A 16,646-nucleotide genomic window follows, 5' to 3' on the forward strand; every position below is an offset into this window, starting at 1 on the left:
CCTTTGAGTCTTGATCCAGATATCGCGGCATTGCTCGAGATGGTGCAGGCCGGCACCGAAAGCGGCGCGCGCGTTCCGTTTCCGCAATTGACTGCTGCGCAGGCGCGGGCCGATTTCGATGCGTCCTCGCCGCTGCTCGATGTCGATCCGCCGGCGCTTGCCTACGAGCGGCGTTTGTCGCTGCCGGTGCGGGATGGCGCGACGATCGAGGCGCGGCTCTATGCGAGCGCGCAGCCGAGCGAACGCACTCCCATTCCGGTCCTTCTCTACATGCATGGCGGCGGCTTCGTCGTCGGCAGCCTCGATTCGCATCAGCCATTGTGCCGCGGCCTCGCCAAGGACAGCGGTGCGGCCGTGCTCTCGGTCGGCTACAGGCTCGCACCGGAGCACAAGTTTCCGACCGCCTTTGAGGATGCCGTCGATGCGCTAGCCTGGATCGGCCTCGAGGGCCGCGCGATCGGGCTCGATCCGCGCCGGGTCGCCGTCGGCGGCGACAGCGCCGGCGGAACGCTTGCCGCCGCGCTCGCGATCGAAGCGAGGACAAACACGGACCTTCCGCAGCCGGTGCTTCAGATTCTCGCTTATCCCGGCCTCAGCTCCCGACAAACCTCCGCATCCTACGAGCACTACGGTACCGGCCATCTCCTGGAGCGCAGCACTGTCGATTGGTTCTTCCGGCTATATCTCCGCGACGAGTCGGATCGGGACGATTGGCGTTTCGCACCGCTCGCAGCGGATGATCTGTCGGGCCTCGCTCCTGCGTTCATCGTCCTCGCCGAGTTCGATCCCCTGGTGGACGAGGGGCGCGATTATGCAGCACGCTTGGCGGCGGCCGGCGTTCCCGTCGATCTGCACGTTTATCCCCGCATGATCCATGAATTCCTGCGCATGGGGAATGTCGTGGCCGATGCCTTGCGGGCGAGGGCGACGATCGGGCGGGCGCTGGCCAAGGCCTTTCTCGCCGCTGGCGAAAAGGCGGCCTGATATGGCAATGCAGTGTGAACGAGAGTATGTCATGATCATCATCTCTCGCGCTTCTGTGCGAGAGGCGCCTGAACGGATCCCATGAGCACGTCTATTCCAGACCATAGGCTGTCCCGCCGTGCGCTCCTCGGCGCGGGCGCAGCGATCGGAGGCACGGCCCTTGCGGGTACATGGCCCATGGCGTTTGCCCAAACTGCTGGATCGCAATCCGGGCTCCGGGTCGCTGCGCTCGGCTGGGCCTGTGCCCAGACGATCCTGGCGCTCGGCGTCGTGCCGCTTGTGATTCCGGAGATCGAGCGCTATGGCCGGCTCGTCGTCGAGCCGCCTGCTCCGCCCAGCGTTCAGGAGGTCGGTCTGCGTTCGGAGCCAAACCTCGAACTGCTGCAGAGTTTCGCCCCCGACATCATCGTTATCGATCCCAGCATTGCGGCCGCCATACCGCGGCTCAAGCTGATCGCACCGGTCGAAACGTTCACGATCTTCAGACCCGGCGGGCATCCCCTCGACACGGCGCGCCGTTCGACGCTGGAGCTTGCCAAGCGCCTCGGGGTGCAGTCCGCGTGCGAAGCCTATTTCGCCCGTTTCGACGTCGCCATGGCCGGCTATCGTGAGCGGCTCCAGAGTCGCGGCGGCAAGCCGCTCTATCTCGTCAGCGAGATCGCGCGCAACCGCGCGCTCGTGTTCGGTCCGAACAGCCTCTATCAGGAGGTGCTCGATCAGTGCGGATTGAGGAATGCCTGGACCGGACAGAGCGGCCCATGGGGCCATACCAGTGTTGGGCTCGAAGTGCTCGCCGCGGTTCCGGACGCGCGGCTGGTGTTGATGACCTCGCGGGTCGCCGATGTCGAAGCGCTACTGAAGGCAAGCCCTGTGCTTCAAACCCTGCCGTCTCTTCGGTCGCATCGGCTGACGGTCCTGGGTAATCAGTTTTTCTATGGGGGCGTGCCGGCGGCCGAACGTTTCGCCCGCCTTCTCGCCGAACGTCTGCCGCGGGAAAGCCATGAGCAAGGCTGAGGCACTGCCGGCCCGGTCCGGCTTGGAGATGCATCCGGCGGTGCTGATCGGCTTGCTGCTGGCAGCCGCGGCCGCGCTGACCTGGCGCAACCTGTCCGGATATCTGCCCGCCGGCGCCTGGCTGCCGGTGTTGTGGCGGCCGGAGGTCACCGATCCCCAGCAGATGCTCGTGCACTACACCGTTTTTCCGCGCATCGCAGTGGCGCTGCTGGCCGGCGCAGCCCTCGGTCTTGCCGGCACGGTCTCTCAGCAGGTGTTGCGCAATCCGCTTGCAGAGCCGAGCACCATCGGCGTCCTGAACGGCGCCTATCTTGCGCTGGCCGTGACGACGCTGTGGGCGCCGTCGCTGCTGGCCTTCGGCCGGGAGTGGATTGCGCTGTGCGGCGGGTTCGCTGCGTTCCTGTGCGTGTTCGGGCTGACCTGGAAGCGGGCGCTGTCGCCCGTCGTCCTGGTGCTCGCCGGATTGATCGTCAGCTATTACTGCGCGGTGACCACCCAGGCGCTGGTGCTGCTCAACCACGAATATCTGATCGGTCTGTTCATCTGGGGCGTCGGCTTCCTCAATCAGCAGGATTGGAGCAACGTCACGTTCCTGGCGCCGCGGCTGCTGATTTCGATCGTGCTGATCGCGGCGATGGTTCGTCCGCTGACCCTGCTCGGCTTCGACGACGAGACCGCGCGCAATCTGGGCCTCGGATTGACGAGGGCCCGGGTCTTCGCGCTCGTCATCGCGATCGCGCTCAGTGCGTCAGTCGTCAGCGTGGTCGGCGTCATGGGATTTGTCGGTTTGTCCGCGCCGGCAATCGTCATGCTGTCGGGCGCGCGCCGCTTTCGCGACCGGCTGATCTGGGCGCCACTTTGCGGCGCCCTGCTGCTGTGGCTGACGGATCAACTCGTGCTTCTGATCCCGCCCGGCTATCGCGAAATGCCGGCCGGTGCAGTGACTGCCCTGATCGGCGCGCCAATGCTGCTCGTGCTGCTGCCGCGGCTGCGGGCCGCCATGCCGATGGGAAACCTCACGCCATCCGCTCCGGCGCGGCTCGATCATCCCTGGCGCGTGATCCTTTCGGCCTTAGTCGTGCTGCTGCTTGCCGTCTGGATCGCACTCGCCCTCGGGATCGGCTCCGACGGCTGGCGCTGGAGCGGCCTGTCGGGCTTGCAGGAGTTCTGGCCGTGGCGCTGGCCGCGCGTGGTGTCGGCGCTGGCAGCAGGCGCGACGCTGGCGGTCGCCGGTACGCTGCTGCAGCGGATGACCGGAAACCCAATGGCCGCGCCGGAGGTCATGGGCATCAGCTATGGCGCCGCGATGGGCGTAATCGTTCTGCTCTATCTCTTTCCCGCCCACACCCGGCTGGAGCAGATTGCGGCGGCCGGGATCGGCGCCTTCATCGTGCTGGCGCTGGTGCTGCTGTTCAGCCGGCGGTCCGAGTTCAGTCCGGAGCGCGTGCTGCTGGCAGGCGTCGCCATGAGCGCGGCATTCGGCGCGATCATTGCCTTGGCACTGGCGACGGGTGATCCCCGCATTGGCACGCTGCTGTCGCTGCTGACAGGCTCGCTCTACCAGATCGGCCCGGCCGAGGCCGCAATCCTTGCCGCCGCGGCGCTTGTTCTGCTGATCATGGTGCCAATGCTGTCCCGTTGGCTCGATATCCTGCCGCTCGGACCTGCGACCTCGCGTTCGATCGGCATCTCGCTGACGCGGAGCCGTGTCATCATCATGCTGCTGACGGCGTTGCTGACGGCAACGGCCACGCTGATGGTTGGTCTTCTGAGCCTGGTCGGCTTCATCGCACCGCATATGGCGCGGATGATGGGGGCGCAGCGTGCGCTGCATCAGGCGGCGCTGGCCGCGTTGATCGGGGCGATCCTGATGGTCACGGCGGATTGGGCCGGACGCATGGTGATCTTTCCGTTCCAGATGCCCGCCGGCATCTTCGCCATGATGCTTGCCGGACCTTATCTCATCTGGCTGCTGCGGCCGCAGCGAGGTTGACTGCGCTCACCGCGCGAAGCTGATGAGATGGCCATGGTCCGGCGACGGCATCACGCCCATGGGGATGCCGTAGATGGTTTCGAGCTCGGCCGGCGTCATGATCTTGTCCGGCGTGCCGCGCGCGATCAGCTTCCCGGAATGCAGCGCGATGATCTCGTCGCAGAACCGGGCGGCCATGTTGACGTCGTGGAGCACCACGACCACGCCGAGATTGCGCTCGCGGGCGAGCTGCCTGACCAGCGACAGCACTTCGATCTGATGAGCGATGTCGAGCGCCGAGGTCGGCTCGTCGAGCAGCAGGCACTCGGCGTCCTGCGCAACCAGCATGGCGATCCACACCCGCTGGCGCTCGCCGCCGGACAACGTATCGAGCAGGCGATCCGCAAAGGGTTCGATATGGGTTAACGCCATGGCGTTTGCGACCTTCTCGCGGTCGATGTCACCGAACCGTCCGAGCGCGCCGTGCCAGGGATAGCGGCCGAGTGCGACCAGCTCTTTGACCAGCATGCCGGCGGCGGGCGGCGTCTGCTGCGGCAGGTAGGCGACCTTGCGGGCATAGTCCCGATCGCTCCAGGCGCGCAGTGCGCGGCCTTCGAAACGAATCGTTCCTGACGAGCTCGGCTGCTGGCGCGCCAACAATTTCAGCAGGGTCGACTTGCCGGAGCCATTATGGCCGATCAGCCCGACGACGCTGCGTGCGGGAAGGGATAGCGTCAGCGGTTCGAGCAGCGCGCGCCCGGCCACTGCGAAGCCGACCTGGTCGAGCTGGAACAAGGGCGCAGGCGCTTCCAGCGAGGCCTGCGTGACGTCGGTCGGCGAGGCGAGCGTCCGTTCGCTCGTCTGCGCATGTTGGATCGTCATGGTTGGCGCAGGCTCCAATAGGCGACGGCCAGCAGTTGGTCGCGGGAAAGCTTTCGCTCATCGCGCAGATGGTTGCGCAGGGCCTTCAACGCCTGCGCCTCACACGCGACCCAGGCGAAGACGTCCTGATGGTCCGGCCATCGCACCGCCTTGACGGCGTCGACCAGGAGCTGCGTCGTCCCGGCCGGGCGGCCCTCGCGATGCAACCAGCGGATCGCTACCCCGGCCGGGGCGACCAGCGGAACTTCCTCGCGCCGATCCGCGACCTCGATAAAGGCCTCACCCGTCGCCGTCGCCGGCAGCGTCTCCAAGATTCGCGCGATGGCGGGCAGGGCGGTTTCGTCGCCCGCCAGCAGCATCCAGCGCGCCGGACAAATGCCCCGGCCGAGCGGGCCGGCCATGCCGCAGATGGCGCCGGCCGTCGCGTTCACGGCGAACGCCGAGCCCGGCCCGGCATGATCATGGACTACGAAGTCGATGTCGATCTCGCGGCTCTGCAAGTCGATGCGGCGGATCGTGTAATAGCGGGTGACGGGCCTGCGGTCGGGCTCCGGCCACAGGATACGTCCGTCGGGCGCGGGCCACGGCCATTCGGGCTTGGCGAGGCCCTCCGGCGGGAAGTACAGCCGCACGTGCAGGTCGTCGTCATTCACGAAACGGGCGATATCGTCGCCCGTGAAGGTCAGCCGCCGCATGTGCGGCGTCAGGGTGATCGCGGACTTCAGCCGCACTTCACGGAAATTGGCCAGCGTGCCGCCGCTGGATTCGTGACCGGACCAAATGATGGTCGGAGCAATGTCGCCCGCGAACTCGATCACATGCGAGGCGACGACCGAGCGCAGCATTTCCAGATTGCCCTTGTCGTTGGCCTCGACGCGGATCTTGAGCGCTTCGGCCTCGACGGCGAGGGAACTGGTGCCGAACGGCAGTTTCGCCACCATGAGACCGTCCCGGTCCTCGAAGGCGATGTCATGCTCGGCCAGATGATCGATCATCCGCGCGGCGAGGCCGGCGGCGTCGGGAAGCGCGATGCGGGTTTCGGAGATCAGCAAGTCCAAACTCATTCTCCACCGGCCCTGTCCGATGCCAGCCTGCAAGCACTTCGATGTCCGGATGTCGCGGCCTGGCACGGCTCTGGATCATAAATCCTGCTCGCTCGCCGGCTGCGATGCAAAAGCGATACTACCCGCATCATATTAAAGGCATTGCCGATCCCAAATTAGAATCCATCGAAAGAGCAGCGAAAATAAGCGCTGGAGTTGCGGGGCCGCCATCATGTATTCGCATCACTTCGGCACGACTTGTCCGGCCATATAGGTTCGCTTCAGGTCTCCTTCAGCGCGGCTCTCATCATGAACTCACGAAGCGGCCTGACGACGCAGATCCTGCAGCTCCTGCGGCCTTTATTGGCCACTCGTGCTCGGCGGCAGCGTTCTGGGAGTGGTCGGCGGTGCCTCCGTCGCGGCATTGCTCGCGGTCGTGAATCACGGGCTTTATGCCACGCAGGCCGACGTGGTAACGCTGTTTTTCGCCTTCGCTGGCCTGTGCCTTCTGATCCTGGTCGGTTCCATCGGCGCCGACATCAGCGCCAATTATGTCGGACAGCGGATCATCGCCGAGCTTCGCAAGTCGCTCGCCGCCAAAATTCTGGCTGCGCCCATCGATCAGCTCGAAATCTACCGGACTCATCGCCTGATCCCGGTTCTCACGCAGGACGTCGACACGATCAGCGATTTCGCGTTCTTCTTTTCGTCCTTTTTCGTGTCGCTCGTGATCGCGCTCGGCTGCATGGTTTACCTGGCGGTGCTGTCTTGGCAGCTTTTCCTGATCACGGGAGCAGTCATCGTGCTGGGATCGCTGGCGCATGGATATGCGAGGACGCGCGGCGTTCGCGGCTTCAGCACCGCGCGAGAGGCCGAAGATCAGCTGCACAAGCAGTATCGTGCGATCGCCGAAGGTGCCAAGGAGCTGCGCCTTAATCGCGTGCGCCGTCGGCGCGTCTATGTCGAGCAGCTCCAGCAGACCGTCGACCGGATTAGCTCGGTGCAGATCAGGTCGATCAATCTGTTCGTGACGGCGCGGGCGTTCGGGACGATGCTGTTCTTTGTCGTGATCGGCGTGGCGCTGACCTTGCGACCGTTCCTGTGGCCCGACAGTCCCGCTGCGGTGTCCAGCGGCTTCGTGCTGGTGCTGCTCTTTATGCGCGGGCCCATCGACCAGGTCATCGGCATCCTGCCGGCGCTCGGCCGCGCCCAGGTCGCGATGCGCCGCATTGCGGGGCTCTCGGAGCAGTTCTCGACCCCCGAGCACGATCTGCTGGCCAGTGCTCCCGCTGCACCCGGCAAGTCCGCCATCGAATCCATCGAGCTTCGCGGCGTCACCTATGCCTTTCGCGCCGTGCCGGGCAGCGATCCCTTTGTTCTCGGGCCGGTTGATCTGCTCGTTCGGCAAGGCGACATCGTCTTCATCGTGGGGCAGAACGGCAGCGGAAAGACGACCCTGATCAAGTTGTTGCTAGGCCTTTATGCTCCGCATGGCGGCGCCGTGCTGCGGGACGGTTCGCCGGTCCTGACGGAGACACGCGACGATTACCGCCAGCTCTTCACGACCATCTTCTCCGACTATTATCTGTTTGAGGATCTCATTCGTGGAGAGGGCGTGGTTCCTGATGTCGCGGAACGCTATCTCCAGCGGCTGGAGGTCGCGCACAAGGTCTCGATCGAGAACGGCGTGTTCACGACGACGGACCTGTCGACCGGACAGCGCAAGCGATTGGCGCTGATGAATGCATGGCTCGAGGAAAGACCCGTGCTCGTGTTCGACGAATGGGCCGCAGATCAGGATCCGGCGTTCCGGCACATCTTCTATACGGAGCTGCTGCCCGATCTGAAGCGTCTCGGAAAGACCCCATCATCGTGATTTCACACGATGATCGCTATTTCGGGATTGCGGATCATCTAGTGCGGCTGCGCGACGGCAAGATCGTCGGAAGCGAGACGAAAGCAGATAACGTCGCAGGCGTTTCCGCGGTTCCAATTGACGCGCCGCTTTAGAGCTATTGTGACGGAGCGAGTGCTCTTTGTCACATGCAACAACAGCATGCGATCCCGTTCTGCGACAGGCCGTCAGATTTGTAGAGAATCTAATCTGCGTGTGCGCGCATTTGTTGTCAGCCTGTAGGCGAGTGATCTACACCACGCATCAGCGATGATTGAAATGCGAGGGCCGGATGAACAAGGCTTCGGATTCCGGGACCGGACCTCGTGCGTTCCCGGTCGGCCCATATTCTGGCCAGACCGTTTTCCAGGAGGGCGATCGCCTTCGCGTCGTGGCCGCCGATGTGACCGCGTTGGAACTGCGTCTGCGCGAGCGCGTCGATCACATCGAGATCCTGAATGCCTCGGACGACCGCGAGGTTGCGGCACGGGCGGTGTCGGCGTCCGCCGAGGCGCTGTTTGCCTGGCGACCTGGCGCCGATCGGCTCGTTCTGGACTTCGCTGGAAGAGCGCCGCTTGCACGAGAGCTGACCGAGAGTGGTCTTGCCATCATGTCCGAGGGGCGACTGGTGCTGCTGCCCGAACTGGTCATGCAGCGGCGGGACAACTGGCTGGTCAACCCCGGGCGACCGCCATTGCCGCAACTCCACGTCATGACGGACGGCAAGCGCCATCCGCGCCGCGCCGCAAAGCCGACGGGAAAGGTGTACGGCCGTTTCATTCCCTGGCTGTCGGAGGTCATCTCGTTTCGTGTGGCCGATCTCGAGAATGATCTCGATTTGTTGCACCGCTGGATGAACGACCCTCGCGTCGATGCATTCTGGAACGAGGCTGGCGATCTCGACAAGCATCGGCGATATCTGGCCGGCATCCTGGCCGATCCCCATATGCTGCCGTTGATCGGCTGCTTCGGCGAGCAGCCGTTCGGCTATTTCGAGCTCTATTGGGCCAAGGAAAATCGCATCGCGCCGTTCTATGATGCCGACGACTACGACCGGGGATGGCACGTGGTCGTAGGGGAGAACGCTTTTCGCGGCGGTCGTTACATCAGCGCGTGGCTGCCGTCACTGATGCACTACATGTTCCTCGACGATTGCCGTACGCAGCGGATCGTCGGGGAGCCGGCCGCGGCGCATACGCAGCAGCTTCGCAATCTCGATCGCTCGGGGTTCGCGAAGATCAAGAATTTCGACTTTCCCCATAAGCGCGCGACCCTGGTCATGCTGTTGCGCGAACGCTTCTTCGGCGATCGGCTTTGGCTTCCGGCAGCCGCCGGCCCAACGGTCTCGTCTTAAAGCGCAAGCGGAGCGCGGATTCATGTCCCATCAACTTGCGATCGAGCACGATGTCGTTGGCGTCGGATTCGGGCCTTCCAACCTCGCACTCGCCATCGCATTGGACGAATGCGCGAAGCGATCACGGCTGAAATGCACGCCGCTGTTCGTGGAGAAGCAGCCGCACTTCACCTGGCATGGCGGCATGCTGCTTCCGGGCAGCGACATGCAGATATCGTTTCTCAAAGATCTGGTCTCCTTGCGCGATCCGACCAGTTCCTTCACCTTCGTGAACTACCTGCATAAGCGCGGCCGCCTGCTGGATTTCATCAACTGCCGGACGTTCTATCCGAGCAGGGTCGAGTTCAACGATTACCTGCAGTGGGTGGCGAGCCATTTCAAGTCGCAGGCCGCTTACGGCGAGACCATCGTCGCCGTCGAGCCGGTGACGGCCGGGCAGACGGTGACGTCGTTGCGGGTGCATTCGCGCTCGCTCGCCGGCGGGGAGACTGTGCGGCTGGCGCGAAATCTCGTGGTCGCGGTGGGAGGCCAGCCCTATGTTCCGCAGGTGTTTGCCAAGGCTGCCGACGATCGCAGGCTGCTGCATTCCAGCCGCTATCTCGACCTGATCGAGCGCGTTGTCCCGCGCGGTCGGACCGTGCGCGTGGCCGTCGTCGGTGGCGGACAGAGCGCGACCGAGGTAACGGTTGATCTTCAGGGCCGATGTCCCGAAGCGCATATCGATCTGATCTTCCGCGGCCATGCTCTCAAGCCGTCCGACAGCAGTCCCTTCGTCAACGAGATCTTCAACCCCGACTATACGGACTTCGTCTACGCGCAGCCTGCCGACCGGCGGGATGCGATCGTCCGCAACTTCCGGAACACCAACTATGCGGTCGTCGATTCCGACCTGCTGGACCAGCTGTATCGGCTGCTCTACCAGCAGCGCGTCGGCGGCGACGCAAGGGTCGTGTTGCGTCCCCGCAGCGAGATTACCAATGTGGATACGGGACCGGACGGCATCGAGATCGGCGTGATCGACAAGTTTCGCGGCGAAAACCGTCGTTCGACCTATGACGTGGTCGTTCTGGCGACGGGATACGACAGGGATACGCCGCACGGGTTTCTCGAACCGATCCGCCGCTACATTCGCGATGCGGCGCTGGATCGCAACTACCGGCTCGTGACCAATCCGGCGTTCCGGCCGCAGATCCACCTCCAGGGCTATTCGGAATCCTCCCACGGCCTGAGCGACACGCTGCTTTCGGTGATTGCCATGCGGTCGCAGGAGATTGCGGAGTCTCTGCTCGCGACAATCTCGCGCCGGGAACTCATTGCCTAGAACACGATCCGGGAGAGATCGCAGCTCCAAAAGCCTTGCGCGGATGGAGATCGAAGCGCAGCACGAATCGTCCCGTTCTCATTACACAATAGCTGGCGTTCTCGCGGTCACCCTGCAGGCGTGTTCCGCTGTCGCTTTGGGGTTCCCAATCTAGAACCTGTCTAATCGAGATCAACCGCAGCGTGTATGTGTGAGACAACGCCGATTGGCTTTGCTAGAGGAGTTCTTAGAACGATCTTGGAACGTCTGAAAGTTAGCTGGAATTGACCGTGAGGAAAGCTCTCGTTCCCAAGCAGGGGCAAAGCCTTCTCCCTGAGCGAATTGCAGGCATTCTGGTTCACAGTCCGCTTGCAGCGTTGGTTGGCAAAGAGCCCGTGACGCGCATGCACTACCTCCTCGAGATTGCGTCGCTTCACACCAAGACCGAGCTCCTGGCGCAGCCGGGCTTGGGACGTTCAGGCGTGCGTCGCATCGAGAACTGGATGGCCTCTCACGGACACCGCATGCGCGACGTGAATGAGAGTCTCGATAGCGTCATCTGCCGCTTTGCGTTCCGACGTTCTTCCGTTCGGAAAGGAAACGTTCGTTCTCTCCCCTTATCGGCGTCGCCCTCGCGTTTCACGCGGGCAGCTGGTGGCTAAGGCGGTACATGCGTGGGCACAAAGCAGGTCGATTGTTTTCAGACGCTGTCTCACGAGCTTGAGCATTGGACCGGCGCTCCCTGTCGAAGCCAGCGAGCTCGCCCGAGTGCTCGCGCGCGAGCTGCTGCTTGAGCTTGGTGTAGCGCCGCAGCGTGTCCACGACATGTGCACCGGGAGATCAAGGCAAATCTTCCGGCGGGCCACGTGAGCATGCACTTCGCGCGCTACTCGCTGGCAGCGGACTAGTCGCGCTCGACGTTTCGCGTTCGAGCGCGGCGCCGCGCCGTGCTGCCGCGAACCGCCTGCCGTCTGGTCTGGCGCCGGCCTTCCCCGCGCCGATTGGCTCGCAGAGCGTGCCGTCGGGCCCGGCTCAGTCATGAAATCCGCTATTCCCGTCGGGGCCTCGAAAGTCTATATGATCCATATGTTGTCTCATCGCTTTTCCGTGGCCCCCATGATGGATTGGACCGACCGGCATTGCCGGGTGTTCCACCGTCACCTGACGCGGTGGGGATTGCTCTATACCGAGATGCTAACGACCGGCGCGATCATTCATGGCGACCGGGTGCGGCTGCTTGGGTTCGACGCGGTCGAGCACCCCGTGGCGCTTCAGCTCGGCGGATCGGATCCGCGCGAACTCGCGGCGGCGGCACGGATCGGCGAGGACTTTGGTTATGACGAGATCAATCTCAATGTCGGCTGCCCGTCCGATCGTGTGAAGGATGGCCGTTTCGGCGCCTGTCTAATGGCCGAGCCGGAGCTGGTGGCGAGGTGCGTCGACGCGATGAAGCGCGTGGTCGCCGTTCCCGTCACGGTGAAGTGCCGCATCGGCATCGATGATCAGGATCCGGAGGTCGCGCTCGATGCGCTCGCGCGTGCGGTGGTCGCCGCAGGCTGCGATGCGTTGATCGTGCACGCCCGCAAGGCCTGGCTCAACGGCCTGTCGCCGAAGGAGAACCGCGATATCCCGCCGCTCCACTATGATCGCGTCTACCGGCTGAAGCGCGCGATGCCCGATGTGCCCGTCATCATCAATGGCGGCGTTCGGAGCATCGACGAGGCAAAGGCGCATCTTGCCCATGTCGACGGCGTGATGCTCGGCCGCGCCGCCTATCAGGAGCCGTGGCGGCTGCTCGCGGTCGACCACGAAATCTTCGGCGGGCCGGCGCCGCACGCCACCATGCAGGACGCGCTCGAGGCGATGATGCCCTACATCGAAGAGCAGCTCGCGCACGGCACGCGGCTGCACGCGATCACGCGGCATTTCGTCGGCGCATTTCATGCTGTGCCCGGCGCGCGTGCGTTCCGCCGGCATCTGGCCGAGCAGGGTGTGAAGCCCGGCGCCGGTCTCGACGTGCTACGCGAGGCGATCACGTGTGTCGGGGCCCGCGCGCCGGCTGAGGCGGCCTAAATGAGCGGGAGCATGATCCGGAAAAGTGCGCAGCGGTATTCCGAAAAGATCATGTTCAAACAACTACCTAAAGCGCGATGACGATTCATCCTGATCGCATCGCGCTTTAGTCGACCGCCGTACGCGCGCGGCGGGGACTGCGCTGCTGCTCCGGATACCCTGTCAGCATCAGCGTGTCGGCGCGCACGCCCCAGCTTTCCAGCCGGTCGAGGAAGCTCATGCCGAGCAGATTGGTCTTCATCTGGCCGCGCTGCACGACAAGGGCCGGCACCGACTTCTCGACCAGCTTGCCGACGGCGAGACGGTCGAGCGTGAGCCGCGCCGCCTTGGTGTGGCCGCCCGCGGTCTCGAGATCGACGTCGTATTCAAGCATCTCGAGCGGCAGCCCGATCGCCCTTGCGGTTTCCCAGGTCAGTACCACCGACGTCGCGCCGGTATCGATCACCATCGGCGCAGTGACGCCGTTGATCTTCGCGCGCAGCGTGAATTCGCCGCCCTGGCCGCGCGGGATCTGCACGGCCGGCGCCGGGGAGGCGGCTTGTGCGCGAAAAATATGCGAGACCTTGTGGCTGGCGCGCGCGATCTGGTCGGGATCGCCATAGGCGACGACGGCACCTGCCGTGCCGGCGAGCATGATCAGGACGAGCAGGAAGCGGATCATCGCGCGCCTCCAAGGGCACGCAGGCGGATCAGACGTGCTTTGGGGATCCAGCGATCGGCACCAGTCCGGCTTTCGTCATGCGCTCCGGCAACAGGGCCATGATCGCGCGCCGGTCCGCGCTCTCCATGGCGTGCCAGCGTGCGATCTCCGGCAAGGTGCGGCCGCAGCCGAAGCACAGCTTGGTCTTGGGATCGATCATGCACACGGCGACGCACGGCGTTTCTTTGCTCATACGGACATAGTGAGGGATGATCGGGCATGTCTGCAAGCATCTCGTTAAGAGCCTGTGCCGGCACTCATGATCGGCTTGTGCCGCGGCCGGCGTTTCTCGTCCGGCACGACGGAGCTCTCCGGCTGGAGCGGTGGAGAATCGTCCGAGAGTGGGGCAAGCGCGCTCATCACGCGCTCCGGCGGGAACGTGACGATCACCTCGGTGCCGATGCGCAGCTTCGATTTCAACGTGAACGTGCCGCCGTGCAGGTCAATCAGGTTCTTGGCGATCGGCAGGCCGAGGCCGGCGCCCTGTTCAGCCGACTTGATCGAGTTGGAGCCCTGGCCGAACGAGGCGAGCACGACCGGGATCTCGTCCTCGGGTATGCCGGAGCCGGAATCCCTCACCGAGAGATATTGTCCGCCGGAGGCGGTCCAGCCGGCCTTGAGCCAGATCTCGCCGCCCTGCGGGGTGAACTTGATCGAATTGGAAAGCAGGTTGAGCACGACCTGGCGGATCGCGCGCTCGTCGGCCCAGAGCCGCGGCATCGCCTGCTCGAACACTTCGTGGATGGTGATGCCGCGGCTCGAGGCACGCAGCTTCATCAGATGATGGCAATCGGCGACGATACCGACCAGGGACACCGCTTCCTCATTGAGCTCGTAACGGCCGGCTTCGATCCGCGACAGATCGAGGATCTCGTTTATGAGGTTGAGCAGGTGCACGCCGGAATTATGAATGTCGGCGGAATATTCCTTGTAGACCGGTACCGCATGCGCGCCGAAAATCTCGCTCTTCATCACCTCTGAGAAGCCGAGGATGGCGTTCAGCGGCGTCCGCAGCTCGTGGCTCATCTGCGCGAGGAAGCGCGACTTGGCGACGTTGGCGGCTTCGGCGCGGTGGCGCGCTTCGTCCGAGATTGCCTTGGCCTGCTCCAGCTCGCCGATCAGCGCGTCCTTTTCCGCTCGCGCTTCCAGCGTGGCGAAGGTGGAGGAGTGCAGGCGGTGCGCCAGAAGCACGAAATAGCCTTCGGCGGCGAGCGACAGCGCTGCCAGGATGTAATTGTCCAGCGATCCGGTCGTCACGAAGCTCAGCGCCATCGCAACCGCGACCGGCGCCGTGGCGGCAAGGGCTGCGATCGGCAGATTGGCCGCGAGCATGCTCGATACTGCGATCACCAGCAGCATCAAGAACATCATCAGCGTTTCCGTGACCATGTCGAGCACGGGATGGATCAGGATCGCCATCCAGCACAGGCCATAGAGCAGGTCGAGCACGACGAAGCGCGTCCGCCATGCGCGTGTCGCGGCCGGAGAGGCGGGCTCGGTCAGGAAGCGCCGGCAACTGCGGATCATGGCGCTGTGGATGCAGAGCATGCCGGCGGTCCAGGCCGCGGCCGGGATCGGCTGCATCCATAGCCCGAACAGCACGCCGGTCGCCACCACCAGGAGCATCACGACATAGGAGGCCGACAGCCGGGTCTGGGCGTATTGCCGCAGCATCTCGGCGTCGAAAGCCGGCCGGGTTCCACTGGTCGACGTTAACTTGTCGCGCGCCTCGCGCACCCGCTGCGCCGCAGCCCTTCGGCTGCTCGCCGATGGCGCGCTCACCGGCTCGGCCGGAAGCTGCACGACCTCAGGCATTTCAGCGGGGTTACTCATCAAGCAACACGGATTCCTGCCCACGCCGGACGCGGGCTTTCTGCATTGTCTATCTCTGGCAAGAAATCCTTAAGAGCTGACTTAAGGAGCTAAAGAATTACGTTAACCGAGCGTTAATTCATACGCAGTCCGGGCGGCCGCCTTCATCAACCCGCGCTTCGATCATCTGAAGAAAACGAGCGTGACCAACCCGAAGACCGGCAGCAGCAGGACGGAGGTCCAGGCCATGTATCCGAAGAAGCCGGGCATTGCGACACCACCCGCTCGGGCAATTGCGTACACCATGAAATTGGGCGCGTTGCCGATGTAGGAGTTTGCGCCCATGAATACCGCCCCTGCGGAAATCGCGGCAAGGGTGAGGGCGCCGTTCGTCATCAGATGCTTGGCATCGCCTCCGGCGAGCTCAAAGAAGACCAGATAGGTCGGCGCATTGTCGAGAAAGGATGAGAGCAGGCCGGTCAACCAGAAATATGCGGCATTGTTCGGCGTGCCGTCGGCGTTGGTGACCATGTTTACGACGGGGGCAAACGCGCCGGATTTGCCGGCGTTGAGAATCGCGAGCACGGGAATGATGGTGATGAAGATCGCGGCAAACAGCTTTGCCACTTCGATCATGGGGCCCCAAGAGAAGCCGTTCGCGTCGTGGTCCTCCTTCGAGGTGACGGCGAGAGATGCGAACACGACTCCGATCATCACGGCATCGCGCAGGACATTCTGCAGCTGGAGGTGCGTGCCGAGAACTTCAAATCCGCCGAGGTCCAGCTTGGCACTCAAGAGGATCGCAGCGACGATGACTCCCATCAAAGCGAAGTTGAGGCCGCCGCTGATCCGCAAGGGATTGTCCGGAGTTGGGTCCGGTTTGACGCGGCCTTCCTTGCGATAGAAATAAGTGTCGATGCAAAAGAACAGGGCGAGCAGAATCCAGGCTGCGAACGTGGTCTGGGGGAACAGGTGAGTCGTCGTCCAGAAGAAGTCCACGCCGCGCAGAAAACCCAAAAAAAGCGGCGGATCTCCCAGCGGCGTGAGCGAGCCGCCGATGTTGGATACCAGAAAGATGAAGAAGATCACGACGTGCGCGTTGTGCCGCCGATCGTCATTGGCGCGGATCACCGGTCGGATCATGACCATTGAGGCGCCGGTCGTGCCGATGACGCTCGCGATCAGAGTGCCGAGAGCGAGCAGCAGCGTATTCAGGACGGGGGAGCCGTGAAGATTGCCGCGCACCACGATTCCGCCGGCGACGGTAAACAGAGCGAGGAGCAGCAGAATGAACGGGACGTATTCGAGCAGCGCCGTATGAACGAGCGCTTGGACGGTTGGAAGCGGGCCGTACCAGATTGCAAGCGGCAGCGCGATCAGGGCGGCCCACATCGCGGCAATCTTGCCTTGGTGATGCTCCCAGAAGTGAGGCGCTGCGAGCGGAAATATGGCGATCGAGAGCAGCATCCCCGCGAATGGAAGCGCCCATTGCGGGCCAATGCTGGCACCATCGAGCGATGCGGCAAGCGCCTGCGCGGGAGATCCAACCAGAATCAGGAGCGCGACCGGAAGCAGGCGCGCAACAACAAGGATGGCGGCAATCACGCTAGGCAAGGCT

13 protein-coding genes are annotated in these 16,646 nt (G+C 63.9%); 7 read left to right on the plus strand and 6 right to left on the minus strand.

Annotated elements, in window-relative coordinates; all coding sequences use genetic code 11:
• Positions 1–3: 3 nt before the first annotated feature.
• The 3 genes from ACVWYQ_RS00700 to fhuB all read left to right on the plus strand — a co-directional run bounded on the left by ACVWYQ_RS00700 (position 4) and on the right by fhuB (position 3,991).
• The gene (locus ACVWYQ_RS00700) at positions 4–984 is read left to right on the plus strand and encodes an alpha/beta hydrolase (protein WP_456725342.1); all 981 of its coding nucleotides are present in this window, start codon (positions 4–6) and stop codon (positions 982–984) included.
• Between the two features lie 177 nt (positions 985–1,161).
• A complete protein-coding gene (locus ACVWYQ_RS00705; RefSeq protein ID WP_271547258.1) occupies positions 1,162–1,998 on the plus strand; it encodes an ABC transporter substrate-binding protein in 837 nt (278 codons plus the stop codon).
• Positions 1,985–3,991 (plus strand): Fe(3+)-hydroxamate ABC transporter permease FhuB, encoded by a 2,007-nt coding sequence (gene fhuB / locus ACVWYQ_RS00710; RefSeq protein WP_456725343.1) that lies wholly within the window; start codon positions 1,985–1,987, stop codon positions 3,989–3,991. Before ACVWYQ_RS00705 ends, fhuB begins: the two co-directional genes overlap by 14 nt.
• A gap of 6 nt (positions 3,992–3,997) precedes the next feature.
• Here fhuB and ACVWYQ_RS00715 read toward each other — a convergent pair whose 3' ends face one another.
• Positions 3,998–4,852 (minus strand): ATP-binding cassette domain-containing protein, encoded by an 855-nt coding sequence (locus ACVWYQ_RS00715; RefSeq protein WP_271547256.1) that lies wholly within the window; start codon positions 4,850–4,852, stop codon positions 3,998–4,000.
• Positions 4,849–5,904: a DUF2218 domain-containing protein gene (locus ACVWYQ_RS00720; RefSeq protein ID WP_456725344.1), complete on the minus strand. Its 1,056-nt coding sequence runs from the start codon at positions 5,902–5,904 to the stop codon at positions 4,849–4,851. The genes ACVWYQ_RS00715 and ACVWYQ_RS00720 overlap by 4 nt, the downstream gene beginning before the upstream one ends.
• Before the next feature lie 388 nt (positions 5,905–6,292).
• Here ACVWYQ_RS00720 and ACVWYQ_RS00725 point away from each other — a divergent pair, with 388 nt between their 5' ends.
• The 4 genes from ACVWYQ_RS00725 (at position 6,293) to dusA (ending at position 12,516) form a co-directional block, all read left to right on the plus strand.
• Positions 6,293–7,771, plus strand: a complete 1,479-nt coding sequence (locus tag ACVWYQ_RS00725; protein WP_456725345.1) for a cyclic peptide export ABC transporter — start codon at positions 6,293–6,295, stop codon at positions 7,769–7,771.
• A gap of 310 nt (positions 7,772–8,081) precedes the next feature.
• Positions 8,082–9,143 carry a GNAT family N-acetyltransferase gene (locus ACVWYQ_RS00730; protein WP_271547253.1) on the plus strand — a complete coding sequence of 354 codons (1,062 nt, stop codon included), beginning with the start codon at positions 8,082–8,084 and terminating at the stop codon, positions 9,141–9,143.
• A gap of 22 nt (positions 9,144–9,165) precedes the next feature.
• Positions 9,166–10,464 (plus strand): lysine N(6)-hydroxylase/L-ornithine N(5)-oxygenase family protein, encoded by a 1,299-nt coding sequence (locus ACVWYQ_RS00735; protein ID WP_271547252.1) that lies wholly within the window; start codon positions 9,166–9,168, stop codon positions 10,462–10,464.
• A gap of 1,065 nt (positions 10,465–11,529) precedes the next feature.
• Positions 11,530–12,516, plus strand: a complete 987-nt coding sequence (dusA, locus tag ACVWYQ_RS00740; RefSeq protein ID WP_271547284.1) for a tRNA dihydrouridine(20/20a) synthase DusA — start codon at positions 11,530–11,532, stop codon at positions 12,514–12,516.
• Positions 12,517–12,622: 106 nt separating this feature from the next.
• Here the strand turns inward: dusA and ACVWYQ_RS00745 are convergent, their stop codons facing one another.
• The 4 genes from ACVWYQ_RS00745 to ACVWYQ_RS00760 all read right to left on the minus strand — a co-directional run bounded on the left by ACVWYQ_RS00745 (position 12,623) and on the right by ACVWYQ_RS00760 (position 16,642).
• Positions 12,623–13,177, minus strand: coding sequence for a TIGR02281 family clan AA aspartic protease (locus tag ACVWYQ_RS00745; protein ID WP_036001607.1), 555 nt, complete (start codon positions 13,175–13,177; stop codon positions 12,623–12,625).
• A gap of 28 nt (positions 13,178–13,205) precedes the next feature.
• Positions 13,206–13,409 (minus strand): DUF1289 domain-containing protein, encoded by a 204-nt coding sequence (locus ACVWYQ_RS00750; protein WP_271547251.1) that lies wholly within the window; start codon positions 13,407–13,409, stop codon positions 13,206–13,208.
• Between the two features lie 44 nt (positions 13,410–13,453).
• Positions 13,454–15,049, minus strand: coding sequence for a sensor histidine kinase (locus ACVWYQ_RS00755; protein WP_271547250.1), 1,596 nt, complete (start codon positions 15,047–15,049; stop codon positions 13,454–13,456).
• A gap of 162 nt (positions 15,050–15,211) precedes the next feature.
• Entirely contained in the window at positions 15,212–16,642 is a 1,431-nt protein-coding gene (locus tag ACVWYQ_RS00760) for a sodium:proton antiporter (protein ID WP_456725346.1), read from the minus strand.
• Between the last annotated feature and the right edge of the window lie 4 nt (positions 16,643–16,646).

The organism is Bradyrhizobium sp. USDA 3397, from assembly GCF_054060965.1.